Source organism: Luteimonas campi (assembly GCF_051162505.1).
Lineage (GTDB): Bacteria > Pseudomonadota > Gammaproteobacteria > Xanthomonadales > Xanthomonadaceae > Luteimonas.
The window spans coordinates 168513-194832 of sequence record NZ_JBNWEM010000004.1 but is presented as its reverse complement, the minus strand read 5'-3'; the positions used below and the strand labels follow the sequence as shown (position 1 = coordinate 194832).

Sequence of the window (26320 nt, the reverse complement as noted above, 5' to 3'; positions counted from 1 at the left end):
GCTCCGATGATGACCCACGGCAAGCGCATCTACGTGCTCGACACCAATGTCCTGATGCACGATCCCACCGCGCTGTTCCGCTTCGAGGAACACGACGTGTTCCTGCCGATGCAGGTGATCGAGGAACTGGACAACGGCAAGAAAGGCACCTCCGAGGCCAGTCGCAACGCGCGCCAGGTCAGCCGTTTCATCAACGAGCTGATCGAAGCCCAGGGCACCGACAAGATCGAAAGCGGCCTGGTGCTCGAACGTCCCAACGGCCTGCAGCTGCGCGGTGCGGCCAGCATCGGCAAGCTGCGCTTCCAGACCACGGTGCCGAAGGAGGACAAGACCTCGTTCGGCGCGGTCGCGCCCGACAACCGCATCCTCGGCGCGATCCTGCAGCTGCGGCGGGACGAGCCCGAACTGCCGGTGGTGTTCGTCTCCAAGGACATCAACCTGCGGATCAAGGCGGCGATCGCCGGCCTGGTCAGCGAGGACTACGAGAACGATCGCGCGCTCGACGACTTCAGCCTGCTCTACACCGGCGCCAATGCCCTGCCCGAGGACTTCTGGACGCGGCACGGCAAGGACCTGCGTTCGTGGACCGACCGCGGCCGCACCTACTACGAAGTCGCCATCGACGATGCCAGCGACTGGCATCCCAACCAGTACCTCTACCTGCCGGGCGACGACGACGCGGAGTTCCGCGTGGCCAGGGTCGAGGGCGGCAAGGCGGTGCTGCAGATCGTCGACGACTTCCGCCGCACCCAGCATTCGGTGTGGGGCATCATCGCGCGCAATCGCGAGCAGAACTTCGCGCTCAACGCGCTGATGGACCCCGAGATCGACTTCGTCACCCTGCTCGGCACCGCAGGCACCGGCAAGACCCTCCTCGCCCTCGCCGCCGGCCTGGCCCAGACCATGGACCAGCAGCGCTACCGCGAGATCATCATGACCCGCGCCACGGTGAGCGTGGGCGAGGACATCGGCTTCCTGCCGGGCACCGAAGAGGAGAAGATGACGCCGTGGATGGGCGCGCTCACCGACAACCTCGAGGTGCTCACCCACAACCAGGAAGGCGGCAGCTGGGGGCGCGCGGCCACCAACGACCTGCTGGCTTCGCGCATCAAGATCCGCTCGCTCAACTTCATGCGCGGGCGCACTTTCCTCAGCCGATGGCTGATCCTGGACGAGGCGCAGAACCTCACGCCCAAGCAGATGAAGACGCTGATCACCCGCGCCGGCCCCGGGACCAAGATCGTCTGCCTGGGCAACGTCGAGCAGATCGACACGCCGTACCTGACCGAGACCACGTCCGGCCTGACCTATGCAGTGGACCGGTTCAAGAACTGGGCGCACAGCGCGCACGTGACGCTGCGCCGCGGCGAGCGCTCACGGCTGGCGGACTACGCCTCCGAGGTGCTGTAGACGCGAGCGGCGGGTCTTCGCACGAGCAGGCCCGGTCGGGATGGTCTTGGGGTTGCGGGGCCGCGGCGACGGCTTGTGGGAGCGACCTTGGTCGCGATGCTCCGACCCGCGATCATCCGGCGGCGGTATTCGCGCGCGAGCGCGCTCCCACGAGGTTGTATCGCTGCACCCGATTGGCCATTGCCCGTGTTGCTACTGTGGGAGCGACCTTGATCGCGATGCTTCGACCCGCGATGCTCCGGCGGACGCATTCGCGCGCAAGCGCGCTCCCCGGGCTTGTATCGCTGCACCGGACTGGCATCGCCCCTGCTGCTGGTGGGAGCGACCTTGGTCGCGATGGCTGCTGCCCACGATTCCCAGGCGGCAGCATTCGCGCGCAAGCGCGCTCCCACCGGTTTGCAGGCAGCGCCACCCGGGGCGGATATGGGAGCTCCCCACGCCTGATCGCCACGGCTCCATGCGCGCACATGCTTGTGGGGTAGGGCTCGCCTTCGCGACAGACGCACGGTCGCGATGCACAATGTCGGCATGAGCCGACGCGGCAACGAAACCGCCCCCAAGCCCAGCCGCGCTGACAGCCGCCCCAGCCTGCGCGAGCGTTTCGACGCCATGCGCAACATCCCGCCGTTCCTGCGGCTGATCTGGGCGACCAGCCGCAGCCTGACCTTGGCCAGCATCGGCCTGCGCATCGTGCGGGCCTTTCTGCCGGTGGCGATGCTCTACATCGGCAAGCTGATCATCGACGAAGCGATCCGCCTGGTCGGGCTCGGCGCCGGCTTCGACCTGCTGGACCAGGCCTGGCTCAGCGGCGAGCTGCGCCCGCTGCTGGGGCTGCTGGCGCTCGAGTTCGGGCTCGCGATCCTGTCCGACCTGCTGGGCCGCCTGGTGAGCTATGCCGACGGCCAGCTCTCGGAACTGTTCACCAACGCCACCAGCGTGCGCCTGATGGAGCATGCGGCCACGCTCGACCTGGAAGACTTCGAAGATCCGGACCTGCAGGACAAGCTCGACCGCGCCCGGCGCCAGACCATGGGCCGGATGAGCCTGATGGGCCAGCTGTTCGGGCAGATGCAGGACGCGATCACGGTGGTGAGCTTCGCCGTCGGCCTGCTGGTGTACGCGCCATGGCTGATCGTGCTGCTGGCGGTGGCGCTGGTGCCGGCCTTCATCGGCGAGTCGCACTTCAACGCACTGGGCTACTCGCTCAACTTCCAGTGGACGCCGGAACGCCGGCAGCTCGAGTACGTGCGCCAGACCGGCGCCAGCGTCGAGACCGCCAAGGAAGTGAAGATCTTCAACCTCCACCGTTTCCTGGTGGAGCGCTACCGCACGCTGGCGCAGAAGTTCTACCTGGCCAACCGCGGGCTGGCGCGGCGGCGTGCGGTCTGGGGCACCCTGCTGGCCGCGCTGGGCACGCTGGGCTACTACATCGCCTACGGCTACATCGCCTGGCGCACCGTGCGCGGCGATTTCACCATCGGCGACCTCACCTTCCTCGCAGGCAGCTTCCGCCGCCTGCGCCAGCTGCTCGAAGGCCTGCTGATCGGCTTTTCGCAGGTGGCGGGCCAGGCGCTGTACCTGGACGACCTGTTCTCGTTCTTCGAGATCGAGCCGGAGATCACCTCGCCGGAAAACCCGCTGCCGTTCCCGGCCCCGATCACGCAGGGCTTCGTGTTCGAGAACGTCGGCTTCCGCTATCCGGGGGCCGAGCGCTGGGCGGTGCGACACCTCGACTTCGAACTGCGCGCAGGCGAGGTGCTGGCCCTTGTGGGCGAGAACGGTGCGGGCAAGACCACTCTGGTCAAGCTGCTGGCGAGGCTCTACGACCCCGACGAGGGCCGCATCCTGCTCGACGGGCAAGACCTGCGCGCGTACGACATCGACGCGCTGCGCGCCAACATCGGCGTGATCTTCCAGGACTTCGTGCGCTACCACCTCACCGCAGGCGAGAACATCGGCGTCGGCCAGATCGATCGCATGGACGACCGCGCCCGCATCGAGGACGCCGCGCGCCGGGCCATGGCCGACGAGGTCATCGCCTCGCTGCCGGACGGCTACGACCAGCTCATCGGCCGCCGGTTCAAGACCGGCGTCGACCTCTCCGGCGGGCAATGGCAGAAGATCGCGATCGCCCGCGCCTACATGCGCGATGCCCAGGTGATGATCCTGGACGAGCCCACCGCCGCGCTCGACGCGCGCAGCGAGTTCGAGGTGTTCCAGCGCTTCAAGGAACTGTCCGACGACCGCACTGCGGTGCTGATCTCGCACCGCTTCTCCAGCGTGCGCATGGCCGACCGGATCCTGGTGCTGGCCGGCGGCCGGGTCGAGGCGAGCGGCACCCACGAGCAGCTGATGGCCCAGGGCGGACGCTATGCCGAGCTGTTCGAGCTGCAGGCGGCGGGATATCGCTAGCAACCGACGGGCATGACGCCCCATTGCGCTACCGGTATCCGGTAGAACGCACGCTCCACCTTACCCCGCGCGCGGGTCGCCTCGAGCCCATGGCAACCGTGCCGCACCAGCAGCGAAAACGCAGGCGCTGCCTCACCGCAAGCCGCGCCCGGTCGCAGCCGGCGGGTCTTCGCAGCGAAATCAAGGAGGAGGCATCCGCCTGCAGGCGGATGCCGGAGGACATTCGCGGAGAAGACCCGCCGGCTGCGGCCGGGCCCCTCAGGTAGCGGCGTCCTTCCCGCGGCTGGAAGAGCAAAAGCCCGGCCAAGGCCCCGGATCACGCCCGCCACCCGAACGCACGCGCACCAAGCTGTCCCGGACAAAATGCCCGCAGCCAAGATGAGAACCGATCTCATCGCTCCGCTATAATGCGCGGCTGACTCTCCCCGACCCTCCCCGCATGTCTTCCGCCTTCGGCACCGAGACGGTGCTGGACGTCCGCCACTGGACCGACAGCTACTTCAGCTTCACCACCACCCGCGACGACGGCTTCCGCTTCGAGAACGGCCAGTTCGTGATGATCGGCCTGCAGGTCGAGGGCAAGCCGCTGCTGCGCGCCTATTCGATCGCCAGCGCCAACTGGGAGGAGCAGCTGGAGTTCTTCAGCATCAAGGTGCCGAACGGCCCGCTGACCTCGCGCCTGCAGCACATCCAGCCGGGCGACCAGGTGCTGGTGGGGCGCAAGCCCACCGGCACCCTGTTGATCCACGACCTGCATCCGGGCCGCAACCTGTACCTGCTGGGCACCGGCACCGGCCTGGCCCCGTGGCTGTCGGTGATCAAGGACCCGGAGACCTACGAGCGCTTCGAACGCGTGATCGTGGCCCACGGCGTGCGCGGCGCGGGCGAACTGGCCTACCGGGACTACCTGCTCAACGAACTGCCGCGCCACGAATTCCTCGGCGAGCAGATCTCGCGGCAACTGCTGTACTACCCCGCCGTGAGCCGCGAGCCGTTCGCGTGGCAAGGTCGCGACCAGCGCGGCCGCCTGACCGACCTGCTCGACAGCGGCCGCATGGCCGCCGACCTCGGCCTCGAACCGCTGGACCACGCGCGCGACCGCGCCATGATCTGCGGCAGCCCGCAGATGCTCGCCGACTTCCGCGCCCTGCTCGACCGGCGCGGCTTCGTGGCCGCGCCGCGTATCGGCACGCCGGGCGACTACGTGTTCGAGCGCGCGTTCGTCGAGAAGTGAGCCGGCCGCCACGGCGCCCGCTGCGTCCGCTTGGCGGATAGAATCCACGCATCATTCGGAGGACACCGCAGATGAAGATCCTGGTCCCGGTCGACGGCAGCGAGACGAGCACCCGCGCCCTCAAGCACGCGCAGGCACTGGCCAAATCGTTCGCCAAGCCCGGCAAGATCATCGTGGTCGCGGTCGACGATCCCCTGTTTCCCGGCGTCGAGCGCAAGATCGGCGCGGAGGCCGCGCGTCGCCTCCATGCGGAGAATTTCGAGCGCAAGCTGGCGCCGGCGCGCAAGGCCCTGGCGCGCAGCAAGGTCGCGATCGACTACGTCGAGGTGGTGGACGCGATCGCGGACGGCATTCTCGGCGCCGCCGCCAAGCACAAGGCCGACCTGATCGTGATGGGCTCGCGCGGCAGCGGCGCCATCAAGGGTACGCTGCTGGGCTCGGTTTCGATGAAGGTGCTCGCCGGCGCCACCGTGCCGGTCACCATCGTCCACTGACGTATCCGGGGGCGGCCAGGCGCCGCGCCCCGCGCTCAGGCCAGCGCGGCTTCGATGACGGGACGCAGCTCGTCCGGTGCTTCGTTGGGCGCATGGCGCGACAACACCCGCCCATCGCGCCCCACCAGGAACTTGGTGAAGTTCCACTTGATCGCGCCGGTCCCGAGCAGGCCGCGTTTCTCGCGCTTGAGCCAGGCCCACAGCGGGTGGGCGTTCGCGCCGTTGACCTCGACCTTGGCGAACATCGGGAAATCGACCCCGTAGTCGAGCGTGCAGAAGTCCCGGATCTGCGCCTCGTCGCCCGGTTCCTGATGGCCGAACTGGTCGCAGGGGAACCCCAGCACGACCAGGCCACGCTCGCGATAGTCGCGCCACAGCTGCTGCAGGCCCGCGTACTGGGGAGTGAAGCCGCACCTGGAGGCGACGTTGACGATCAGCAGCACCTTGCCCGCATACATCGACAGGTCGACCTCGCCACCGTCGATGCCGATGGCCTGGAACTCGTGCGCGGTCGCCATGCTCAATCCCCGCCGGCGAGGACCGGCACCGGATCCGCGAACGGCTTGACGCCCAGCTCGGTCAGGATTTCAGCGGGGTAGTAGGCCACCCCGCCCTTGATCACGGTGGCGACACGCCGCAATGCCGCGATGTCGGTGGTCGGATCGCCATCCACCAGCACCAGGTCGGCCAGCTTGCCGGGCGCGATGCTGCCCAGGCGGTCGAGCGTGCCGGAGTACTTCGCACCGTTCCAGGTCGCCACCTGCAGTGCCTGGGCCGGGGTTAGGCCCGCGCGCACGTACAGCGCCAGTTCGTGGTGCAGGGTGAAGCCGGGCACCTCGTCGGTGCCGGCCACCAGCGGGACGCCGGCACGATAGGCGCGACCGACGAAGTCCACCATCTTCGCGTAGGACGCGCGGAAACGCTGGCCGGTGGCGTCGTCGGGGATGTCCATCTCGGCCGCCCGCCGGCCGCGCTGCACATCCGGCGGCAGGTGGTCCTCGATGCCGGCGAAGATCTGCGAGATCTCGCCGTTGCGCTGGTGCAGGAATTCGAAGGTGGCCAGCGTCGGGTCGATCACGATCTGCCGACTGGCCAGGGTTGCGATGAAGTCCTGCACCGGCTTCGAATCCAGGTCGAGGTCGGCCAGCTCGCGCGCGGGCAGGTAGAAGCGCTCCAGGGTGCGGGTATCGGTGTCGGGCTCGACCAGGAAGTTGAGCATCAGCTGGTTGATGTGGCTGACCTCGTCGTAGCCCGCGTCGAGGGCATCCTGCGCGCGCAGGAACACCGGGATGTGCCCGGTCACCCGCAGGCCCTTCTCGTGGGCATAGGCCACCGTCTGCGGCAGGATGTCCTTCGGGAACGAGTTGTAGATCTTCAGGTAGGGATAGTCGTGCGCGGCGTACCAGTCGATCGCCTCGCGCGCGCCGGCCAGGTCGCTGACCACGAACCCGTTGCGGGCCGACTGCTGGCTCTCGCCCTCCAGGAATCCGGCCGGGACGATGCGCGGCATCAGCAGGCTGCCGGCGCGCTCCTCGGCCATCACCTGCTGCAGCGTCGCGTTGTCGTTGCCCATGTCGCGCAGCGAAGTCACGCCCGCCGCCAGCTGCAGCCCGCCATCCCAGCGGCTGGCGTGCGCATGCATGTCGAACAGCCCCGGCAGCAGCACGCGGCCCGCCGCCTCGATCACCTGGTCGGCCTGGGCCCGGTCGCTGCCCGCCGCGGCCACCGCCACGATGCGCCCGCCTTCCAGGCGCACGTCGGCGGCAGCGCCGAGCCGGGCATGCTCGCTGTCGAACACGCGCGCGTTGCGGATCAGGGTGCTGCCCTTGAGCGGATGCGCCAGCCGCTGCTGCAGCGCCACCAGCGCCTGCGCTTCGGCGGCCTTCTGCAGGGCCTCCAGCGCGTCGGCCTTGGCCTCCCAGCCCGCCTCCACCATCTGCAGGTAGCCCGGGAAGATGAAGGCGAACAGGCGAGGCCGTGCCTCGACCGTCGCCCAGACGAAGCCGGGGGTGAAGCCGACGCCGGTGACCGCCATCAACTGCACCTGGCGGGTCTCGTCCCCGCGCGTCACCTCGGCCGTCTCAACCTGGCGCGCGCTCAGCGTGCCGCTGGGGATGAGCGGCAGGCGGCCGTCGGGGCGCGCGGCCATCGCCGCCAGCGCGACCGAAGTCACCGCCGGGGAGCCCCCGAGCGGCGAATACTGCGCGCCCGCCTCGACGCGCTGTTCGCCCTGGTCGGAGGTCGAGCGCCAACGTGCCACGCCCGCTTCCAGCGAAAACTCCTCGTCGACCGGCGCGCCGAAAGTGGAGCTGCCCTGCACCCGGTAGGTCCGCAGGGTGCCGTCGTCGTTGAGGGTGAAGGTTTCCCTGAGCTCGGGGCCGCGGCCGTTGTCCTTGAACACGAATTCGCTGCGGACCACTCCGTCGTCGCCGGTGTCGATGCTCTGGTGCCCGGCCGGCTTGCCGCCGTCCACCAGCACCACGTAGCGCAGCGGCCCGGCCGCGTGCAGGGGCGCGGCAAGGGCCAGCAGGATCAGGCACAGGCGTAGCTGGCGCTTCATGTCGCTCTCCAGTGCGTAGCGCGCCACCCGGCGGGGCCGTGGCGCTGCCCGGGAGTGTAAGCCCGGCTGCGGGCGCCTGGCGCGCCCCGGCCATGTGCCGTTCGTCATGCCCGCCCCTTGCCCCCCATCGGCTACCCTTGGCGATTCCGATTTTCGAAGGATCGCCCCATGAATCACCCGCTCACCGCCGCCCTGGCCATCGCGCTGACCGCCGTGGTCGCCGGCCCGGCCAGCGCCCAGACCGCCTCCACGCAGGACTCGGCCAGCGTCGCGAAGGAGAACGAGGCCCAGGCCGCCAACCCCCTGTTCGCCACCAGCCCGCTGCCGCTGCGCTACCCGCAGTTCGACAAGCTGAAGGACGAGCATTTCGCGCCGGCCTTCGATGCCGGCATGGCGCAGGAGCTGCAGGAGATCGCCGCGATCGCCAACCAGCGCTCGGTGCCGACCTTCGAGAACACCATCCTGGCGCTGGAGAAGTCGGGCCAGCTGCTGAGCAACGCACGACGCATCTTCGGCAACCTCAACGGCACCGACACCAACGACGCGCGCAAGAAGATCAACAACGAGTACGCGCCGAAGTTCGCCGCGCACCGCGACGCGATCATGCTCGACCCGCAGCTGTTCCAGCGCGTGGAAACGGTCTACAACAAGCGCAACGAGCTCGGCCTCGACGCCGAGGGCCTGCGCCTGGTCGAGGAGTACTACGACGGCTTCGTGCGCTCGGGCGCCAAGCTCGCCGACGCCGACAAGGCGCGCCTGAAGGAAATCAACGCGCGCATGGCCGCGCTCGGCACGCAGTTCTCCAACAACGTGCTGGACGAGGTCAACGACTCGGCCGTGCTCATCGACGACGTCGCCGAACTCGCCGGCGTGAGCGAATCCCAGATCGCCACCGCCGCGGCGGCCGCCAAGGCCAAGGGCCACGACGGCAAATACCTGCTGACCCTGCTCAACACCACCGGCCAGCCGCTGCTGCCGCAACTCGACAACCGCGCCACCCGCGAGCGCGTGCACAAGGCGTCCGTGGCCCGCGGCAGCCGCGGCAACCAGTGGGACAACACCGGCATCGTCGCCGAGGTGCTGAAGCTGCGCGGCGAACGTTCCGCCCTGCTCGGCTACGACACCCCCGCAGCCTTCACCCTGGCCGACGAAACCGCGGGCACCGTGCAGGCGGTCAACGAGATGCTCGGCCGCCTGGCTCCGGCCGCCGTGGCGAACGCGCGCCGCGAGGGCGCCGCCCTGCAGGCGATGATCGATCGCGAGCAGGCCGCCAAGGGCGAGCCGAGCTTCCAGCTCGAGCCCTGGGACTGGGCCTACTACACCGAGAAGGTGCGCCAGGCGGAGTACGACTTCGACGACAACCAGCTCAAGCCCTACTTCGAAATGAAGAACGTGCTCGAGAACGGCGTGTTCTTCGCCGCCACCGAGCTGTACGGCATCACGTTCAAGGAACGCACCGACCTGCCGAAGTACCACGCCGACACCTGGACCTACGACGTCTTCGACAAGGACGGCAAGCCGCTGTCGATCTTCATCTTCGACCCCTACGCGCGCCCGTCCAAGCGCGGCGGCGCGTGGATGAACTCCTACGTGGGCGAGTCGGAACTGGAGGGCACCCTGCCGGTGGTGGCCAACCACCAGAACATCCCCAAGCCGCCGGCCGGCGAGCCGACCCTGCTGACCTGGGACGAAGTCACCACCATGTTCCATGAGTTCGGCCATGCGCTGCACGGCATGTTCTCGGACGTGAAGTACCCGTACTTCTTCATGAACGTGCCGCGCGACTTCGTCGAGTTCCCGTCGCAGGTCAACGAGATGTGGGCCGACTGGCCGTCGATCCTGGCCAACTACGCCAAGCACCACCAGACCGGCGAACCGCTGCCGCAGGCGCTGCTGGACAAGAAGATGGCCTCGGCCACCTTCAACGAAGGATTCGCCACCACCGAGTATCTCGGTGCGGCGATGCTCGACCAGTACCTGCACCAGCTGCCGAAGGACCAGCTGCCGACGGCCGACCAGATCGTCGCCACCGAAGCGGCGGCGCTCAAGGCGGCCGGCCTGGACTATGCCCCGGTGCCGCCGCGCTACCGCACCACCTACTTCAGCCACATCATGGGCGGCTATGCGGCGGCCTACTACGCCTACATCTGGTCCGAGGTGCTGGACGCCAACACGGTCGAGTACATCAAGGCCAATGGCGGGCTGAAGCGCGAGAACGGCGATCGCCTGCGCGAGACCCTGCTCTCGCGGGGCGGCGCGAAGGACGCCAAGCAGCTGTTCGTCGATTTCACCGGTCACGAGCCGAAGATCGAGCCGCTGCTGAAGAAGCGTGGCCTGGACGCCCCGGCGGCCAACTGAGCCGTCGCCCAGTGAAGACAGACGCCGCCGGGATCTTCCCGGCGGCGTTTTTCTTTGGGCCGTGGACGCGTCCATGCCACAGGACACGTGACCTCCATGGCCGATGCTGGCCGGCCCTCTCCCGCGCCGGGACCGGAGCGGGCGATCATTTGCGCGAGGGCTGCATCGCGACGCAACTGTTGAGCAGCGGGCGAGCGCGTGATGCGAACTTCATCCACAAGGCGTCGCCATCCGCGGGCAGCGTTACCCGCTAGCATCCACCCATGTCCCTCACGACCACCCTCGCCCCGCTACGCGGCTGGATCCGGCGCCACGAGCGCATCTTCGTCCTCACCGGCGCGGGTTGCAGCACCGGTTCGGGCATCCCCGACTACCGCGACCGCGACGGGGAGTGGAAACGCACGCCCCCCATCACCCTGCAGGCGCTGACCGGCAGCGATGCGGCCTACCGCCGCTACTGGGCCCGCAGCAGCATCGGCTGGCCGCGTTTCCATACGGCGCGCCCCAATGCCGCGCACACGGCGCTGGCGACGCTGGAGCGCAGCGGCCGCGTGCGGCTGTTGCTCACCCAGAACGTCGATGGCCTGCACCAGCGCGCCGGCAGCGAGCGGGTGATCGACCTGCACGGCCGGCTGGACGCGGTGGTCTGCCTGGGCTGCGGCGCGCGCACCGGACGCGCACAGGTGCAGGCGGAGCTGCTCGCCATCAACGAGGGTTGGCAGGCCGGCGCCGCAGGCATGGCACCGGACGGCGACGCCGACCTTGCCGACGACGCCGTAGCGGGTTTCGTTCCACCGTGGTGCGGCTACTGCCGCGGTTTGCTCAAGCCCGATGTGGTGTTCTTTGGCGAAGCCGTACCGCGGGAACGGGTAGAGGAGGCGCAACGCGCCCTGCACGCAGCTGACGCCATGCTCGTGGCCGGTTCGTCGCTGATGGTGTGGTCGGGCTTCCGCTTCGTGCGCATGGCCGCGGCGGCGGGCCTGCCGATCGCCATCCTCAACGCCGGCCGCACGCGCGCCGACCACCTGGCCACGCTGCGCATCGATGCCGACATCGCCTCGTCCCTGCAGGAGGCCCTGGAGTGAGATCCGGCTGTCGTGGTCCGCTCTGCGCCTTGCTGCTGTGCGCGGCGGCGATACCCGCCGCGGCGCAACAGTGCGTGGCGGGATTTCCCGGGATCTAAGGCGATCTTCGCGCAGGCGCAGCGCGTCCTGCCCGATCCCAAGTTCGCTGGGCACCACCGGGATGCGCGGCAGCGAGCAATGCCCGACGGCTGGGCGCCCCTGAAGTGGTTGTCGATCCGCGACCTGCCGCGCCGCGGCAGGGTCGCACTCGCTCGCGACGTGGCCCCGCGCTGGATCCACCGCAATCCGGAGTTCTTCAGCGACCAGCGCAAGCTGGTGGAGAAGGACGACCTCACCGGCGAGGCCGAGACCGGCAGCGGCGAATATCCACTGCAGGACGGCTTCGGCTGGACCAATGGCGTGCCGTGCGCTGCTGTCGCATTACCGGGCCGGTCGCGACCGGGAGCAGTGGCGTCTCAACGCGGCGCCACATAGCCGCCGGGGACGCCGCCTGGCGACAGCACCAGCTGCCACAGCTGGATCAGGCGCGCCCGCGCCGCCGCCATCGATCCGGCCAGGTAATAGCGCCACATCCGCCGGAAACGGGTGTCGTAGCGCGCGGGCAGCGCCGTCCATGCCGCCTCGATGTTGTCGCGCCAGGCCTGGAGCGTGCGGTCGTAGTCGGCTCCGAAGTTGTGCCAGTCCTCGATCACGAAGCGCCCTTCCAGCGCCGAGGCGAGCTGCGCGGCCGAGGGCAGCATCGAGTTGGGGAAGATGTACTTCGCGATCCACGGATCCGTATGGTTGCGGCTGAGCCTGCCACCGATGGTGTGCAGCAGGAACAGCCCGCCTTCGCCGAGGCAACGACGCGCGATGTCGAAATAGGCCGGGTAGTTCCTCACCCCGACATGCTCGAACATCCCCACCGACACGATCCGGTCGAAGCGCTGGTCGAGTTCACGGTAGTCCTGGACGCGGATCTCCACGGGCAACCCGGCGCAGAGTTCGCGCGCATAAGCGGCCTGCTCCACGGAGACGGTGAGGCCGACCCCGGCGATCCCATGGCGCTCTGCCGCGAAGCGCAGCAGTTCACCCCAGCCGCAGCCGATGTCGAGCAGGCGCATGCCCGGCGCGAGCCCGAGCTTGCGACAGCACAGGTCGAGCTTGGCCTCCTGCGCGGCATCCAGGTCAGCCGCGTCGCGCCAGTAGCCGCAGCTGTACACCAGCCGCCTGCCGAGCATGGCGCGATACAGGTCGTTGCCCAGGTCGTAATGGCGTTCGCCCACCTCGTAGCTGCGGTGGCCACGCTGCAGGTTGAACAGGCGCGCGAGCACCGCCAGCCGCAGATCGGCGAAGCCGTGCACGCGGCGATCGATGCCGGCCGACAGCAGTCGATGCAGGAAGCCGTCCAGCGAGTCCGCGTCCCAGGCGCCGTCCATGTACGACTCGCCCAGGGCCAGCGACCCGCCTGCCAGCAGCCGCGCAGGAAGATGCGGGTCGTGGATGCGCAGATCCCAGGGGCGCGGGCCATCGATGCGGACATCGGCTTCCGCGAGCAGGTCCTGCAGACGGTTCCGGAACGGCGTCTCGCCCATGCTCCCGCTCCGCACCGGCGACACCGCCGCCGGCACTTCGCGGGCCAGTCTACTGCGCGGGCGCGGCGATGGAAAACAGCGACCGGTAGGCCGGCGCCACGTGCGGCAGCAGGACGGCGGCCGGCACTTCGACGCTCTGCACGCCATCGGAGTATGGCCCGACCTGGTAGGGAGGGAACACGAAGCGCAGCCCGGCAAGGCGCCCGTCCACGCCGTTGACCGGTTCGAACTGGGCGAAATTCTCCGGCTCCGGCGCCGTGCCCTCGTCGATCATGCGACCGGCCGACTGCATCACCCGTGCGCGTTCGGCCGGTTCCAACTCGTCGGCATCCACCCGCAGCGAGAGCGCGGCGTGCAACTGCTCGCGGACGTAGGCGGAGATCTCGTGCCAGGCATCCGTGTCGGGTACCAGTTCGGCCGGCGTCAGCAGGCGCTCCTCCGCCGGCAACCAGACGAAGCGGGCGATCAGCGGCGTGCCGTGTGCGCCGCCGGTATAGCTGCCGCCGTCGGCTGCGACCGCGAACACCTCGGGAGTGTCGGTCAGCACCTTGAACTCCAGCGCCAGGTCGTACATCGCGCTCGCACCGGGTTCCAGCGCGTCCACGGCCTGCATCACCTCGGCGCGCGCGGCGTCGGCATAGGCCTTGAGTTCCCTCGCGAGGGCCGGATAGCGGTCGGCGTCGTCGTCCCAGGTGATGCCGATGATGTAGCGCGGATCGGTTTCGACCACGTCTTCCAGCACCACCGCTTCAGCGGTGGGGTCGACCTGCGCGGCAGGCTGCTGCGGATCGACCGCTGCCGGCGTGCCCTGCGCCGGCGCTTCGCGGCGACAACCGCCGAGCGCGCACACGATCAGGATCGACACCAGTAACCGTTTCATTGAACCCCCTGTCCATAGTGAGGCGCACTGCGATGCGCTAACGCTTTTGTAACGTCGGCTGCGTGCAGGTGCGGTCAAGGCGATTCTGCTGCAGCGCGCTTGAATTCCTTTGGCGACATGGCAGGCGACGACGCGCGCTGGAGCGCTGCGACGGTGGTCCCCTCCGTGCGCATCGCCCTGCGATCGAGCCTGTGCCATGCGGCCGACCCGAGCGCGAACCAAGGCAGACGGAGTCCCGCTGCGCGAGTGGAACTCGTCTGTTACGAGCCTGCGCGAAAAACACGTCGAAGGCCTTGCGGATCGCGGCTCGCCCAACCCGCCACGCGTCGGGTACGCCGATCCTCAGTCCGCCGGCCACGCACAAAAAAAGCCCCGGGTGTCGCCACCCGGGGCCTTTGGCATTGTCTACGCGACGAGTCGCTTAGACCGGCTGCACTTCGTCAGCCTGCAGGCCCTTCTGGCCCTGCACGACCTTGAAGGTGACCTTCTGACCTTCCTGCAGCGACTTGAAGCCGGTGCCCTGGATCGAGCGGAAGTGGACGAAGAGGTCCTGGCCGCTTTCCGGGGTGATGAAGCCGAAGCCCTTGGCGTCGTTGAACCACTTGACGGTACCGGTCTGACGTTCGGACATGTTGTTACTCCTTGGAAACTAGACAGTGGATAGATACCAGGCCCCTTCCAAAGGGGTGCCTGGACTGTATCGAGCAAGGGGTAACGCGAACGATGGAGCGGATCGTCTGGAGCAACCGCCGGGGGGGACGGCCTGTAACTCTGGTGATCTACCGCATCGGAGCCACGATGTACCGTGATCCCGGCCTTGAACAGTCCGCGCACGATAGCGCACTTTTACGGGAAAGTGTGAACCGCGTTTGTCAACCGGTTACCAGTCTTCGCGGCCCGGCAGGAGGGCTGCCAGCTCGGCGTCGGTCAGGTTCCGCCACTGTCCCGGCTTGAGATGCGCCAGCCGCACGCTGCCGATCCTCACCCGCTGCAACTGCTTGACTCGTAAGCCGAAGTGGGCGGCCATCAGGCGGATCTGGCGGTTCAGCCCCTGCACCAGCACGATCCGGAACCCGAAGCGTCCCAGCTTGCTGGTGCGACAGGGCAGCGTGGTCTGGCCGTGGATGGGCACCCCGCGGCTCATTCCGCGCAGGAACTCGGGCGTCACCGGGTGGTTCACCGCCACCAGGTACTCCTTCTCCAGCTTGTTCTCCGCGCGCAGGATGGCGTTGACGATGTCGCCGTTGCTGGTCAGCAGGATCAGCCCTTCGGAGTCCTTGTCGAGCCGGCCGATCGGGAAGATGCGCTGCTCATGGCCCACGAAATCGACGATGTTGCCCTTGACCGCCGACTCGGTGGTGCAGGTGATGCCCACCGGCTTGTTGAGCGCGATGTAGACATGGCGACGCCGGCCCGGCGCGGCGCGCCGCTGCTGGAGCGGCTGGCCGTCCACCAGGACCACGTCGCCCTCGCCCACCTCAGCCGCGATCCGGGCACGCACGCCATTCACGGTCACCCGCCCCTCGCCGATCAGGCGGTCGGCATCGCGGCGGGAGCAGTGGCCGGTGTCGCTGATGTAACGGTTGAGCCGCATGGCGTGACGGGGCGTCAGGGGGCGCGCAGTGTGGCAGATCGTGCGCGGCGATGGCGGGGATCCCACCGCAGGTGCCGGCGGCAGGGCCGGCCTGGTCGGCCCGGCTCCGGCGGCGTGGCTCAGCCCTCGATCGCGATGTCCGCGTAGTCGGGATGCCGCTCCAGCCAGGCCGCGGCGTACTCGCACTGGGGCAGCACCCGCAGCCCGTTCGCCCGCGCATGCTCGAAAGCGGCCCGCACCAGGTGGCCCGCGATGCCGCGTCCCCGCAGTTCGGCGGGGACGCCGGTGTGGGTGATCCGCATCCGGTCGCCGTCCAGAGCGTAGTCGAGGACCGCGCGATGCCCGTCCACCTCGACCTGGAAGCCACGGCCCGGGCGGTGTCCGATGTCCATGATGCTCCTCCTCACTGTCCGGATCGGCCTCGCCGCGCCGCGGCTGCCCTTCCGGTCAGTATGCGCGCGACCGGCCACGGGCTGACGCGCCGCGTCAGCCTGGAGTTTGAACTTCGTCACGCTTCATTCTGGCACGCAACCTGCTTCAAACGGCTCATCCGAAACCGCCGGCCACAGGGGGCACCGCGATGATCGACAGCACCACCCAGCACCAGGCCATCAACCGCCTGTTCGACCTCGTGCGCAATGGCGACGTGGAGAACCTGGAGTTTTCGCAGCTCGATTCGCTGATCTACGGCGGCCTCGAGCAGACCTACCGGGTCACCGACGCCGACACCGAACAGCGTCGCAGCAGGACCAGCGCGGGCTGAGCGCGCCCTTGCGCGTCGGTCGTCCGGCGTGCCCGTTCAACCACCGAAGCTCGGACTCAACAGGCGCGCTAGGAAGGTGCTGGCCGCGCGCGGCTCCATCAGCACGGTGAACAGGATCCCGTAGGCCGCGCCCCACAGGTGCGCACTGCGGTTCACGTTGTCGCCGCCGCGCCGGTCCATCCAGATCGAATAGCCGATGTACAGCGCGGCGTACACGATCGCGGGCACCGGGATGAAGAACACGAAAATCAGGTTCCAGGGCGCGAACAGGATGAAGCTGAAAAGCACCGCCGAGACCGCGCCCGACGCACCCAGGCTACGATAGCCCGCGTCTTTCTGATGGCGGAAATAGGTGGGCATGATCGCCATCACGATCGCCGACAGGTAGAACGCCGCGAAACCCAGGTGGCCGATGCGGTCCACGAACACCGGCTCGATCGCGCGCCCGAAGAAGAACAGCGTGATCATGTTGAACAGCAGGTGCTGGCCATCGGCGTGGATGAAGCCGTGCGTCACCAGCCGCTCGTACTGGCGATGGCGGTCGATGGCCGGCGGCCACAGGATCAGGCGATCCAGCAGCCGGCGGTCGTTGAACGCGCGCCAGGACACGAACACGGTCACGGCGATCAGCGCGAGGGTGACGATGGATTGCATGGTCGGGTTCCGGCGGCGTCAGGTGGCGACGCGGTAGTTGTCCTGCATCGGATATTTCCGCGCATAGGCCGCGAATGCGGCCGCGGCGACGAAGGCGAAGCCGGCGAAGAAGAACATCAGGAAGGCCGGCTCGCTCAGCCCGGTCTGCGCGATCATCGCCTTGAAGCCGTCGTTGCGCACGCCGGCATTGGTCAGCAGCACCCACAGGCTGCCGAAGGTGCTGGTGAGGTACCAGAAGGCCATGATCACGCCCTTCATCGCATGCGGCGCCTGGCTGTAGGCGAACTCCAGCGCGGTGGCCGAGACCAGCACCTCGCCGAAGGTCAGCAGCAGGTAGGGCAGCGACTGCCAGGCCAGCGAGACTTCCGCTCCGCTGTCGATCCACAGCTGCAGCACGCCCGCGACGATCCAGGACACGCCGGAGATGGCGATGCCCCAACCCATGCGGCGCAGCGCGGTGACCACGAAGCCCATCCTGCGCAGCAGCGGATACAGCACGATGTTGTTGAACGGAATCAGCAGCATCACTAGCAGCGGGTTGAGCGCCTGCATCTGCGCGGCGTCCTTGATCAGCCAGCTCGGCCACCAGGCCGCGGCGTGCGGGATCACCATCTCCCGGCCCTGGATGATCCAGGTCGAGGCCTTCTGGTCGAACAGCGACCAGAACGGCGTCACCAGCGCGAACACGATCAGGATGCGCAGCACCGCGCGCACGCCGTCCACTGCAGCGTCCGGATGCAGGCCGCGCGCGCGCTCCAGCTGCAGCGAGGCGCCCCAGCCGCCGAACGCGATCAGCACGCCCAGCGCCAGGCAGGCGGTGATGACGAAGCCGAAGGCTTCCGGCCACGGCACCCCGGCGCCGACCGCGTCCAGCGCCCACAGCGCCAGCATCAGCGCCGCGGCCACGATGCCGGTCCAGGCCACCATCGCCCCGGCATTGCCCTCGCCCGCACGCCGCTGGCGCAGCGCGGTGCGGATCACGTTGAGGAAGGAATGCGGATCGTTGCCCGACGGCGGCACGTTGACGTACTGGCGGCGGCCCAGCCAGAAGATGAAGGTGGCGATGAACATCAGCACGCCCGGCACGCCGAAAGCCACCGCCGGTCCGTACTCGCGCAGCAGCAGCGGCGCGAACAGCGAGGCGAAGAACGAACCGAAGTTGATGATCCAGTAGAACGCGTCGAAGACCAGCTTGGCCTTGTCCTTGTTGCTCTGGTCGAACTGGTCGCCGCAGAAGCTCACCACCAGCGGCTTGATCCCGCCGGAGCCGAGCGCGATCAGGAACAGGCCCGTGTAGAAGCCGGTCGGATTGTTCTCGAACAGCGCCAGGCAGGCATGGCCGGCGCAGTAGATCAGCGAGAACCACAGGACGGTGTTGTACTTGCCGAAGTAGCGGTCTGACAGCCAGCCGCCCAGCAACGGGAAGAAGTAAACACCGATCACGAAGCTGTGAAAGATGTCCTTGGCCGCACCCTCGCGGTCGGAGCCTTCCGGCAGGTACTGCAGCAGCGCCGAGCTGATCAGGAACGGCACCAGGATGTTGCGCATCCCGTAGAAGCTGAAGCGCTCGCAGGCTTCGTTGCCGATGATGTACTTGATCTGGCCGGGCATGCGGCCCTGGGCGGGCGGTGCGGGCTGGGCGCCGTGGGTCATGGGCGTCGGGTCCGGAGGGCGAAGTCGCGCAGGCTAGCCGATCCGGGCGGATTCTGCCCATGCGCCTGGTCCCTTGACACTTGGGTCGTCCGCCGTCCCGCTGGCATCATGCCGCCCTGCCCACGCGCCGGATGTCCGATGAAACAGGCCCTGTTCGCCACCCTGCTCGCGCTCGCCGCGCCGCTGCCCGCCGCCGCCCAGGCGCCGCTGGCGACGATCGCCGAGCAGAGCGGCTTCGTGAAGACCGGCCGCTACGACGAGACCGTGGCCCTGTGCGACGCCTTCGCCCGGCGCCACCCGGACGCGGTGCGCTGCTTCGATTTCGGCACCACGCCGGAAGGTCGGCCGATGAAGGCGCTGGCCATCTCGCGCAGCGGGGCCTTGACCGCCGAGGCCACGCGCGAGCGCGGGATCCCGGTCGTGCTGATGCAGGGCGGCATCCACGCCGGCGAGATCGACGGCAAGGACGCGGGCTTCCTGGCGCTGCGCGAGGTGCTGGACGGGGACACGGCCCCGGGCGCCCTGGATGACCTGGTCTGGCTGTTCGTGCCGGTGTTCAACATCGACGGACACGAGCGCTTCGGCGCCTGGAACCGGCCCAACCAGCGCGGCCCGGAAGAAATGGGCTGGCGCACCACCGCGCAGAACTACAACCTCAACCGCGACTACGCCAAGGCCGACTCGCCCGAGATGCAGGCCATGCTGCGGCTGGTGGGCGAATGGGACCCGATCGCCACGATCGACCTGCACGCAACCAACGGTGCGCAGTTCGAGCACGACATCTCGATCCAGGTCGAACCGCTGCACGCCGGCGACGAGGCGTTGCGCGCGGCCGGGCGCGAGCTGCGCGACCGCACCATGGCCGACCTGGCCGCGCAGGGCTCGCTGCCGCTGCCCTTCTACCCCTCGTTCGAGGACTACCAGGACCCGGCGAGCGGTTTCGAGGACGGTGTCTCGCCGCCGCGCTTCTCCACCGGCTACTTCCTGCTGCGCAACCGGCTGGCGATGCTGGTGGAGACGCATTCGTGGAAGGAGTACCCGGTGCGCGTGCGCATCACGCGCAACACCATCGTCTCGGTGCTCGAACAGGTGGCGCGCCGCGGCCGCGACTGGATGGCGCTGGCGCGGGCGGCCGATGCGCGCGACCTGTCCGGCCAGCCGGTGCCGCTGGACTATCGCGCGACCGCCGACAGCCGGATCATCGATTTCCGTGGCTATGCCTACTCGCGCACGCCGTCGGAGATATCGGGCGCGCTAATGACGCGCTACGACGAAACCACGCCGCAGCTGTGGAAGGTGCCGCTGCGCGACAACATCGAACCGCGCACCGTGGTGCAGGCGCCGGGCGCAGGCTATCTGGTGCCGGCCGCCTTCGCCGACGCCGTGGCCGCCAGGCTGGATGTGCACGGCATCGCCTATCGCGATGTCGACTGCAGCCGGATGCACAGCTTCAGGCTGTGCGGTCTCAACCCGCCGCAGCGGCTGGACGTACAGGTGTTCCGCGCGACCGCCAAGCGCTTCGCCGCGCAGCCCGTGGAAGGACGTCAGCGCCTCGAGATCGACGGCGCCTGGACGGCCGAATCGCGCGAGGTGCGCGCCGGCGCGCTGTTCGTGCCGATCGCGCAGCCCAAGGCGCGACTGGTCATGGCCCTGCTGGAGCCCCAGGCGCCGGATTCGCTGCTGCAATGGGGCGTGTTCAGTAATGCCTTCGAGCGCAAGGAATACATGGAGGCCTACGTGGCCGAAGCGGTGGCGCGCGACATGCTGGCCGCCGAACCCGCGCTCAAGGCCGAGTTCGAGCGGCGCCTGCGCGAGGATGCGGACTTCGCGGCGAACCCGTCGGCGCGTCTGGAATTCTTCCACCGGCGACACCCGTCCTGGGACGAGCGGCTGGACCTGTATCCGGTGATGCGGGTGGACCAGGCCCCGCAATAACCCGTCATCGCGGTAAGCCCCGGGTTTGCGTGCGCCGCCGCGAACCCGGACAGTGTCGGTCCCACCCCGGGAGCCCTGCCATGCGCATCGCCCTGACCTCCGTCGCCGCCCTCCTCCTCGGCGCCTGCCGCCCCGCCCCGGCGCCAGCGCCGGCTGCTCCCGCCGCGGATCCGGCCTCGCCGTCCGCCACTCCGGGCGCGACCGCGGCCGGCGACGTCGTGGTCGCCCATTTCCGCTGCGGCGACCTGGCCGTGGGCACCCGCTTCGACAACGCACGCGGCGAACTCGTCCTCACCCCCGGCGCGCGCCGGCTGGTGCTGCAGCAGGCCGTGGCCGCCTCGGGCGCGCGCTACGTCGATGCGGCCGGCAACGAATTCTGGAACAAGGGCGATGCCGCCACCCTGGTCCTGGACGGCCAGCAGCACGACTGCAGCACGACCGACGAGGCCTCGCCCTGGGACGAGGCGCGGACGCGCGGAGTGAGCTTCCGCGGCCTGGGCACGGAACCGTTCTGGGCACTCGAGGTGGACCGGGCGCCCGCCATCCGCCTGGAGCTGGACGCCGGCGCGCGCCAGCTGCGCGTCGACCAGGCCAGCATCCTCGAAGTCGGCGAAGGCTATGCCGGCACCGCCGACGACGGCAGCGAGGTGGTCCTGCGCATCCGCCGCGAAGCATGCAGCGACGGCATGAGCGACCAGCACTATCCGGCCAGCATCGAACTGCAGGTCGGCGAGGAGCGGTTGCGCGGCTGCGGCGGATTCCTCGAACCCTGAGCAGCGCCGGCCCGCGCCGGCCGCAGTCGCGGCGGCGCGGGCAAGTCAGGAACTGCAGGACAGCATTGCGCAGCCGGGGCGGTCGCTGGCCCAGTCGGGACGCCGCGCAGCGAACGCCTCGCGTCCGGGCTGGTCCTCGCAGGGCCTGCGCAGCACCTCGAGCAGTTCCCCGATCCGGGACGCATCGCCGGCTTCCGCCCGGTCGATCGCCTCCTGCGCCAGCCAGTTGCGCAGCACGTAGCGCGGGTTGGCCGCGAGCATGGTCTCCCGGCGGCGGGCCGGATCCATGCGCTCATCGGCCACGCGCCCCGCGTACGCCTCCAGCCAGTCCATGAACGCCGGCGCGTGCGCATCGCGCAGGTCGGGGCGGTAGAAGGCCCCGTCGAACGTCGAGAGCGAGGGCGCCGACAGGTCCAGCGCCGGCAGCGCGCGGAAGAACAGGGTCATGTCCACCTGCGCGGCCTCCAGCAGTCCTCGCAGCACGCGCATGCGCTCGACGTCTTCCTCGCGGCACTCGCCCAGGCCCAGCTTGGCGGCGGTATGGGCATTGTCGGCCGCGACGAAACTGTCGGCGTACCGGTCCAGGCCGGCCTGCAGCGGCGCCGCGTCGCCGAATAGCGGCGACAGGGCCTGCGCCAGCCGCGACAGGTTCCAGTGCGCAACCCGCGGCTGCCAGCCGAAGCGGTAGCGCCGACCCTGCGCGTCGGTGGTATTGGGCGTCCAGTCCGGATCGAAGTCCTCGATCCAGCCGTAGGGGCCATAGTCGATGGTCAGGCCGAGGATCGACATGTTGTCGGTGTTGAGCACGCCGTGCACGAAGCCCACCCGCATCCAGTGCGCCACCATCCGCGCGGTGCGCACGCAGACTTCCTCGAACCAGTCGCCGTAGAGCGTCTCGTCGAACAGGCCGCGCGCGCGCAGCGCCGCCAGCGGCTCGCCGGCGCGTTCGCCCAGCAGGTGCGGGAAATCGCGCCAGATGCAGAAGTCGGCCAGCTGGCGCACCAGGTCCAGATCGCCGCGCGAATACGGCAGCTCGAAATGCCCGAACCGCAGGAACGACGGCGCCACCCGGCACACGATCGCGCCGGGTTCGGCCTGCGGGTGGCCGTCGTAGAACATGTCGCGCACCACTGCCTCGCCGGTGCCCACCAGCGACAGCGCGCGCGTGGTCGGCACGCCGAGGTGGTGCATGGCCTCGCTGCAGAGAAACTCGCGGATCGACGAGCGCAGCACCGCGCGGCCGTCGGCGCTGCGCGAATACGGGGTCGGTCCCGCCCCCTTGAGCTGCAGTTCACGGCGCTCGCCATCGGTGGTGATGCATTCGCCGAGGCTGATCGCGCGGCCGTCCCCCAGTTGGCCCGCCCACTGGCCGAACTGGTGGCCGCCGTAGTTGCTGGCCGCCGGATCCATGCCGGGCAGCTGCATGTTGCCGGCAAATACCGCGGCAAACTGCGGGCTGGCGAGCTGGTCGGGCGTGAATCCCAGTTCTCCCGCCACCTCGTGCGAATGGGCCAGCAGCACGGGCGCGGCGACCGGGGTGGGCGCCACCCGCGACCAGAGTGCACCGGCGACCTGGCGGATCCGCGGGCCGGTCTCGGGATCGCCGGGCAGCTCGCGGGTGAATGCGTTGTCGAAATGCAGCCGGGGGAGGTCCATGCCGCAAGGGTAACGCGGGCATCGTCGCGGCCGCGTCGCACAGCCATCCCAAAATAGCACCATGGCCGCGCTTGCTTCCAGCAGGCTCGGCGGGCTGTGATCGCCATCGGCGGCCACGGGAAAGGAGAGGCCATGTCGACGGGCTGGAAGCAGGTGCTGGACGGCAACGTGGCCGGCCTGGCGCGCGGGGAGCGGCGCAGCTTCTTCACCTACGCCTACCGCAGCACTGCCGCCAGCCGCACGGCGCTGACCTTTGGCCTGCCGCTGCTGTTCCTGATCGGATGGACCCGCGACTACGCGGTCACCCCCGAGCTGGCGATGGACAGCCTGCCGCGGCGGCTGCTGCTGTTCTCCCTTCTCATCGCCATGGCCTTGCTGATGCGGGCGCGGCTGCGTGCGCACTGGCGCGAGGCCGCGCTGGTCGCCTACGCCTGCGTGTTCAGCGCCGGGATCGCGACGACCACGCTGGCCGAACCCGAACGCATGAGCCTCACCCATGTCGCGGCGGTGCTGACCACCATCATCATCCTGCCGTTCGCCCTGCACCGGGCCACGGCGGCGATGGTGATCGTCGTGTTTTCCCTGCCCGCTGTTCGTGATGCTGGAACTCCAGGGCGCCGACCCGGCGCTGTTCCTCGCCTACGCCGCCTACACGGTGGTCGGCATCGGGATCGGCCTGGGCTATCGGCGGGTGTGGCTGGATACCTCGCTGGACGTGTTCCAGTTGCGCCGGCGCCTGCTCTCGCGCATTCACATCGACTCGCTGACCGGACTGCTCAACCGCGAGGGCTGGGAAACCCGCGCGGCCCGTGCCTTCGAGCGTGCCATACGCGAGGGCCGGCCGATCGCGGTGGTCTACTTCGACCTCGACCACTTCAAGCGCGCCAACGACACGCACGGCCACGCCGTGGGCGACGCGCTGCTGCGCACGGTCGCCAAGACCCTGCGCGAACAGTGCCAGGCCGGAGAGATGCTCGCGCGCGTCGGCGGCGAGGAATTCCTGGCCCTGCTGCCGGACGCATCCGAGGAGGCCGCCTATGCCTGTGCGGAGCGGATCCGGCACGCGATCGCCGCCCTTCCCGGCCCGGTTTCGGCCAGTGTGAGCTGCGGCGTGGCCGCCTGCCGGGTCGGCGAGACGCTGGAATCGGCGGTGGCGCGTGCGGACGCGGCGATGCTGGAAGCCAAGCGCCGCGGCCGCAACCTGGTGCTGCGCGCGGGCGCGCATGCCGCGCCGTTCAGTGCGGACGCGGTCTCCGGGGGGTAGAATCGGCAGCCCCCAAGCGTGGCGCCATCGGCGCGATACCTGCCCATGAGCGCCGAAACGCCCTCCGTGTCCTTTTCCGACTTCCAGCTTTCCGAGCCCCTGCTGCGGGCCCTGGGCGACGTCGGTTACGAATCCCCCTCGCCGATCCAGGCGGCCACCATCCCGCCGCTGCTGGCGGGACGCGACGTACTGGGCCAGGCCCAGACCGGCACCGGCAAGACCGCGGCGTTCGCCATCCCGGCGCTGGCGCGGCTCGATCCGGCCTCGCGCAAGCCGCAGGTGCTGGTGCTGGCCCCCACGCGCGAGCTGGCCATCCAGGTGGCCGAGGCCTTCCAGAAGTACGCCACCCACCTGCCGGGCTTCCATGTCCTGCCGATCTACGGCGGCCAGGGCTACGGCCAGCAGTTCTCGGCGCTCAAGCGCGGCGTCCAGGTGATCGTGGGCACGCCCGGGCGGGTGATCGACCACCTCGAGCGCGGTTCGCTGGACCTGTCGGAACTGCGCACCCTGGTGCTCGACGAAGCCGACGAGATGCTGCGCATGGGCTTCATCGACGACGTCGAGGCGGTGCTGAAGAAGACCCCGGAAACGCGCCAGGTGGCGCTGTTCTCGGCGACCATGCCGCACCAGATCAAGCGCATCGCCCAGACCTACCTCAAGGACCCGGTGGAGGTCGCGATCAAGTCGCAGACCACCACCGCGGCCAACATCCGCCAGCGCGTGTGGATGGTCAGCGGCACCAACAAGCTCGATGCGCTCACGCGCATCCTCGAGGCCGAGTCTTTCGACGCGATGATCATCTTCGCGCGCACCAAGCTGGGCACGCAGGAGCTGGCCGACCGGCTGGCCGCGCGCGGCTTCGCCGCCGCCGCGATCAATGGCGACCTCGACCAGAAGCAGCGCGAGAAGACCATCCAGCAGCTCAAGGACGGCCGCATCGACATCCTGGTGGCCACCGACGTGGCCGCGCGCGGGCTGGACGTGGAGCGCATCAGCCACGTGCTGAACTACGACATTCCCTACGACACCGAGAGCTACGTGCACCGGATCGGCCGCACCGGCCGCGCCGGACGCAGCGGCGAGGCGATCCTGTTCGCGGCGCCGCGCGAGCGCGGCATGCTGGGCGCCATCGAGCGCGCCACGCGGCAGAAGATCGAGCCGATGCAGCTGCCGAGCGTGGAAACCGTGAACGAGCGCCGCATGGGCAAGTTCATGGACCGCATCACCGGCGCGCTCGACAGCCCGGACCTGGCGCTGTACCGCGACCTGGTGGAGCGCTACGAGCGCGAGCACAACGTGCCTGCCGCCGAGATCGCGGCGGCGCTGGCGCGCGTGGTGCAGGGCGATACGCCGCTGCTGATCGCCGCGCCGCCCGCGCGTCGCGATCGCGACGAGGGCCGCGGCCCGCGCGAGCGCATCGAGCGGCGCGAGCGCGAGGCCGACGCGATCCCGGCCGCGCCCGTGCCGCACGCCGCGGGCCGGCCGACGCGCAACGAAGGCGAAGCCCTGTTCGACGACCAGCATGCGCCGCCTGCGCGACCGCAGCGCGAACGCCCCGCGCGCACCGGGCGCGCGGAAGGCGATCCCGCGTTCCCGATGGAAACTTTCCGTATCGAGGTCGGCCACATGCATGGCGTGCAGCCAGGCAACATCGTCGGCGCCATCGCCAACGAGGCCGACCTGGAAAGCCGCTACATCGGCCGCATCGACATCCGCGACGACCATAGCCTGGTCGACCTGCCGCAGGGCATGCCGCGCGAGGTGCTGGAGCACCTGAAGAAGGTCTGGGTCTCGGGCCAGCAGCTGCGCATGCGCCGCGCCGACGACGAGGGACGCGGCCCGCCGCGCGGTCGTCCCGGCCCGCGACCCGGTGGCAAGCCGCCCGGCAAGACCGCCGGACCGCGCGGTCCGAGGCCGGCCCCGCGCGGCCGCCGCGACTGACCACCCGACTGCCGACCTTGTCCGGGCCCCTTCGCCCAGCGCTGCCCGCGACCATGTTCATGTCGGGGCAGCAGGCCGGG

Annotated in this window: 22 protein-coding genes; 12 read left to right on the top strand and 10 right to left on the bottom strand. The window is 69.4% G+C overall.

The window, feature by feature from the left end:
* The first annotated feature begins 9 nt into the window (after positions 1-9).
* The 4 genes from ACQYVW_RS13475 (at position 10) to ACQYVW_RS13460 (ending at position 5550) form a co-directional block, all read left to right on the top strand.
* On the top strand, positions 10-1410 hold the full coding sequence (locus ACQYVW_RS13475; protein ID WP_434933627.1) for a PhoH family protein: 1401 nt from the start codon (positions 10-12) through the stop codon (positions 1408-1410).
* A 528-nt stretch (positions 1411-1938) separates the two neighbouring features.
* Entirely contained in the window at positions 1939-3822 is a 1884-nt protein-coding gene (locus ACQYVW_RS13470; protein ID WP_434933607.1) for an ABC transporter ATP-binding protein, read from the top strand.
* Between the two features lie 439 nt (positions 3823-4261).
* Entirely contained in the window at positions 4262-5056 is a 795-nt protein-coding gene (locus tag ACQYVW_RS13465) for a ferredoxin--NADP reductase (protein WP_434947361.1), read from the top strand.
* Positions 5057-5127: 71 nt separating this feature from the next.
* Positions 5128-5550, top strand: coding sequence for a universal stress protein (locus ACQYVW_RS13460; protein WP_434947360.1), 423 nt, complete (start codon positions 5128-5130; stop codon positions 5548-5550).
* A gap of 35 nt (positions 5551-5585) precedes the next feature.
* Here ACQYVW_RS13460 and ACQYVW_RS13455 read toward each other — a convergent pair whose 3' ends face one another.
* Positions 5586-6068 carry a glutathione peroxidase gene (locus ACQYVW_RS13455; RefSeq protein ID WP_434947359.1) on the bottom strand — a complete coding sequence of 161 codons (483 nt, stop codon included), beginning with the start codon at positions 6066-6068 and terminating at the stop codon, positions 5586-5588.
* 2 nt (positions 6069-6070) lie between these two features.
* Positions 6071-8110 (bottom strand): amidohydrolase family protein, encoded by a 2040-nt coding sequence (locus tag ACQYVW_RS13450; protein ID WP_434947358.1) that lies wholly within the window; start codon positions 8108-8110, stop codon positions 6071-6073.
* 168 nt (positions 8111-8278) lie between these two features.
* Between ACQYVW_RS13450 and ACQYVW_RS13445 the strand changes: the two genes are divergently transcribed.
* From ACQYVW_RS13445 to ACQYVW_RS13435, 3 genes are all read left to right on the top strand, one after another.
* The gene (locus tag ACQYVW_RS13445; RefSeq protein WP_434947357.1) at positions 8279-10468 is read left to right on the top strand and encodes a M3 family metallopeptidase; all 2190 of its coding nucleotides are present in this window, start codon (positions 8279-8281) and stop codon (positions 10466-10468) included.
* Between the two features lie 263 nt (positions 10469-10731).
* Complete coding sequence (locus ACQYVW_RS13440; RefSeq protein ID WP_434947356.1) at positions 10732-11553, top strand: NAD-dependent protein deacetylase; 822 nt, start codon at positions 10732-10734, stop codon at positions 11551-11553.
* 12 nt (positions 11554-11565) lie between these two features.
* A complete protein-coding gene (locus ACQYVW_RS13435) occupies positions 11566-12027 on the top strand; it encodes a trehalase family glycosidase (RefSeq protein ID WP_434947355.1) in 462 nt (153 codons plus the stop codon).
* Here the strand turns inward: ACQYVW_RS13435 and cfa are convergent.
* From cfa to ACQYVW_RS13410, 5 genes are all read right to left on the bottom strand, one after another.
* Positions 12009-13127, bottom strand: coding sequence for a cyclopropane fatty acyl phospholipid synthase (gene cfa, locus ACQYVW_RS13430; protein WP_434947354.1), 1119 nt, complete (start codon positions 13125-13127; stop codon positions 12009-12011). The two genes, ACQYVW_RS13435 and cfa, sit on opposite strands and share 19 nt — an antisense overlap.
* Before the next feature lie 49 nt (positions 13128-13176).
* On the bottom strand, positions 13177-14007 hold the full coding sequence (locus ACQYVW_RS13425) for a DUF3298 and DUF4163 domain-containing protein (RefSeq protein WP_434947353.1): 831 nt from the start codon (positions 14005-14007) through the stop codon (positions 13177-13179).
* A 421-nt stretch (positions 14008-14428) separates the two neighbouring features.
* On the bottom strand, positions 14429-14638 hold the full coding sequence (locus ACQYVW_RS13420) for a cold-shock protein (protein WP_298578049.1): 210 nt from the start codon (positions 14636-14638) through the stop codon (positions 14429-14431).
* A 249-nt stretch (positions 14639-14887) separates the two neighbouring features.
* A complete protein-coding gene (locus ACQYVW_RS13415) occupies positions 14888-15601 on the bottom strand; it encodes a pseudouridine synthase (protein WP_434947352.1) in 714 nt (237 codons plus the stop codon).
* Positions 15602-15720: 119 nt separating this feature from the next.
* Entirely contained in the window at positions 15721-15993 is a 273-nt protein-coding gene (locus ACQYVW_RS13410) for a GNAT family N-acetyltransferase (RefSeq protein WP_434947351.1), read from the bottom strand.
* Between the two features lie 188 nt (positions 15994-16181).
* On the opposite strand from ACQYVW_RS13410, the gene ACQYVW_RS13405 reads away from it, so the two are divergent.
* Positions 16182-16364 (top strand): hypothetical protein, encoded by a 183-nt coding sequence (locus ACQYVW_RS13405; RefSeq protein WP_434933620.1) that lies wholly within the window; start codon positions 16182-16184, stop codon positions 16362-16364.
* Between the two features lie 36 nt (positions 16365-16400).
* Here ACQYVW_RS13405 and ACQYVW_RS13400 read toward each other — a convergent pair whose 3' ends face one another.
* Positions 16401-17009, bottom strand: coding sequence for a rhomboid family intramembrane serine protease (locus tag ACQYVW_RS13400; RefSeq protein ID WP_434947420.1), 609 nt, complete (start codon positions 17007-17009; stop codon positions 16401-16403).
* Between the two features lie 27 nt (positions 17010-17036).
* Positions 17037-18671 (bottom strand): POT-type proton-dependent oligopeptide transporter, encoded by a 1635-nt coding sequence (locus ACQYVW_RS13395; RefSeq protein WP_434947350.1) that lies wholly within the window; start codon positions 18669-18671, stop codon positions 17037-17039.
* 108 nt (positions 18672-18779) lie between these two features.
* Here ACQYVW_RS13395 and ACQYVW_RS13390 point away from each other — a divergent pair, with 108 nt between their 5' ends.
* A complete protein-coding gene (locus ACQYVW_RS13390) occupies positions 18780-20606 on the top strand; it encodes a M14 family metallopeptidase (protein WP_434947349.1) in 1827 nt (608 codons plus the stop codon).
* Positions 20607-20686: 80 nt separating this feature from the next.
* Positions 20687-21379 carry an MliC family protein gene (locus ACQYVW_RS13385; protein ID WP_434947348.1) on the top strand — a complete coding sequence of 231 codons (693 nt, stop codon included), beginning with the start codon at positions 20687-20689 and terminating at the stop codon, positions 21377-21379.
* A gap of 45 nt (positions 21380-21424) precedes the next feature.
* Here ACQYVW_RS13385 and ACQYVW_RS13380 read toward each other — a convergent pair whose 3' ends face one another.
* Positions 21425-23035: a protein adenylyltransferase SelO gene (locus ACQYVW_RS13380; protein WP_434947347.1), complete on the bottom strand. Its 1611-nt coding sequence runs from the start codon at positions 23033-23035 to the stop codon at positions 21425-21427.
* Between the two features lie 598 nt (positions 23036-23633).
* Between ACQYVW_RS13380 and ACQYVW_RS13375 the strand changes: the two genes are divergently transcribed.
* Together ACQYVW_RS13375 and ACQYVW_RS13370 are read left to right on the top strand one after the other, a co-directional pair.
* Positions 23634-24299: a GGDEF domain-containing protein gene (locus tag ACQYVW_RS13375; RefSeq protein WP_434947346.1), complete on the top strand. Its 666-nt coding sequence runs from the start codon at positions 23634-23636 to the stop codon at positions 24297-24299.
* A gap of 45 nt (positions 24300-24344) precedes the next feature.
* Positions 24345-26240 carry a DEAD/DEAH box helicase gene (locus ACQYVW_RS13370; RefSeq protein WP_434947345.1) on the top strand — a complete coding sequence of 632 codons (1896 nt, stop codon included), beginning with the start codon at positions 24345-24347 and terminating at the stop codon, positions 26238-26240.
* Positions 26241-26320: the final 80 nt, after the last annotated feature.

What these genes read in the sequence shown, in the direction of transcription:
- ACQYVW_RS13475 (WP_434933627.1), top strand. Translation starts at nt 10, where the DNA reads ATGACCCACGGCAAGCGCATCTACGTGCTCGACACCAATGTCCTGATG.
- ACQYVW_RS13470 (WP_434933607.1), top strand. Translation starts at nt 1,939, where the DNA reads ATGAGCCGACGCGGCAACGAAACCGCCCCCAAGCCCAGCCGCGCTGAC.
- ACQYVW_RS13465 (WP_434947361.1), top strand. Translation starts at nt 4,262, where the DNA reads ATGTCTTCCGCCTTCGGCACCGAGACGGTGCTGGACGTCCGCCACTGG.
- ACQYVW_RS13460 (WP_434947360.1), top strand. Translation starts at nt 5,128, where the DNA reads ATGAAGATCCTGGTCCCGGTCGACGGCAGCGAGACGAGCACCCGCGCC.
- ACQYVW_RS13455 (WP_434947359.1), bottom strand. Translation starts at nt 6,068, where the DNA reads ATGGCGACCGCGCACGAGTTCCAGGCCATCGGCATCGACGGTGGCGAG.
- ACQYVW_RS13450 (WP_434947358.1), bottom strand. Translation starts at nt 8,110, where the DNA reads ATGAAGCGCCAGCTACGCCTGTGCCTGATCCTGCTGGCCCTTGCCGCG.
- ACQYVW_RS13445 (WP_434947357.1), top strand. Translation starts at nt 8,279, where the DNA reads ATGAATCACCCGCTCACCGCCGCCCTGGCCATCGCGCTGACCGCCGTG.
- ACQYVW_RS13440 (WP_434947356.1), top strand. Translation starts at nt 10,732, where the DNA reads ATGTCCCTCACGACCACCCTCGCCCCGCTACGCGGCTGGATCCGGCGC.
- cfa (WP_434947354.1), bottom strand. Translation starts at nt 13,127, where the DNA reads ATGGGCGAGACGCCGTTCCGGAACCGTCTGCAGGACCTGCTCGCGGAA.
- ACQYVW_RS13425 (WP_434947353.1), bottom strand. Translation starts at nt 14,007, where the DNA reads ATGAAACGGTTACTGGTGTCGATCCTGATCGTGTGCGCGCTCGGCGGT.
- ACQYVW_RS13420 (WP_298578049.1), bottom strand. Translation starts at nt 14,638, where the DNA reads ATGTCCGAACGTCAGACCGGTACCGTCAAGTGGTTCAACGACGCCAAG.
- ACQYVW_RS13415 (WP_434947352.1), bottom strand. Translation starts at nt 15,601, where the DNA reads ATGCGGCTCAACCGTTACATCAGCGACACCGGCCACTGCTCCCGCCGC.
- ACQYVW_RS13410 (WP_434947351.1), bottom strand. Translation starts at nt 15,993, where the DNA reads ATGGACATCGGACACCGCCCGGGCCGTGGCTTCCAGGTCGAGGTGGAC.
- ACQYVW_RS13405 (WP_434933620.1), top strand. Translation starts at nt 16,182, where the DNA reads ATGATCGACAGCACCACCCAGCACCAGGCCATCAACCGCCTGTTCGAC.
- ACQYVW_RS13395 (WP_434947350.1), bottom strand. Translation starts at nt 18,671, where the DNA reads ATGACCCACGGCGCCCAGCCCGCACCGCCCGCCCAGGGCCGCATGCCC.
- ACQYVW_RS13390 (WP_434947349.1), top strand. Translation starts at nt 18,780, where the DNA reads ATGCCGCCCTGCCCACGCGCCGGATGTCCGATGAAACAGGCCCTGTTC.
- ACQYVW_RS13385 (WP_434947348.1), top strand. Translation starts at nt 20,687, where the DNA reads ATGCGCATCGCCCTGACCTCCGTCGCCGCCCTCCTCCTCGGCGCCTGC.
- ACQYVW_RS13380 (WP_434947347.1), bottom strand. Translation starts at nt 23,035, where the DNA reads ATGGACCTCCCCCGGCTGCATTTCGACAACGCATTCACCCGCGAGCTG.
- ACQYVW_RS13375 (WP_434947346.1), top strand. Translation starts at nt 23,634, where the DNA reads ATGCTGGAACTCCAGGGCGCCGACCCGGCGCTGTTCCTCGCCTACGCC.
- ACQYVW_RS13370 (WP_434947345.1), top strand. Translation starts at nt 24,345, where the DNA reads ATGAGCGCCGAAACGCCCTCCGTGTCCTTTTCCGACTTCCAGCTTTCC.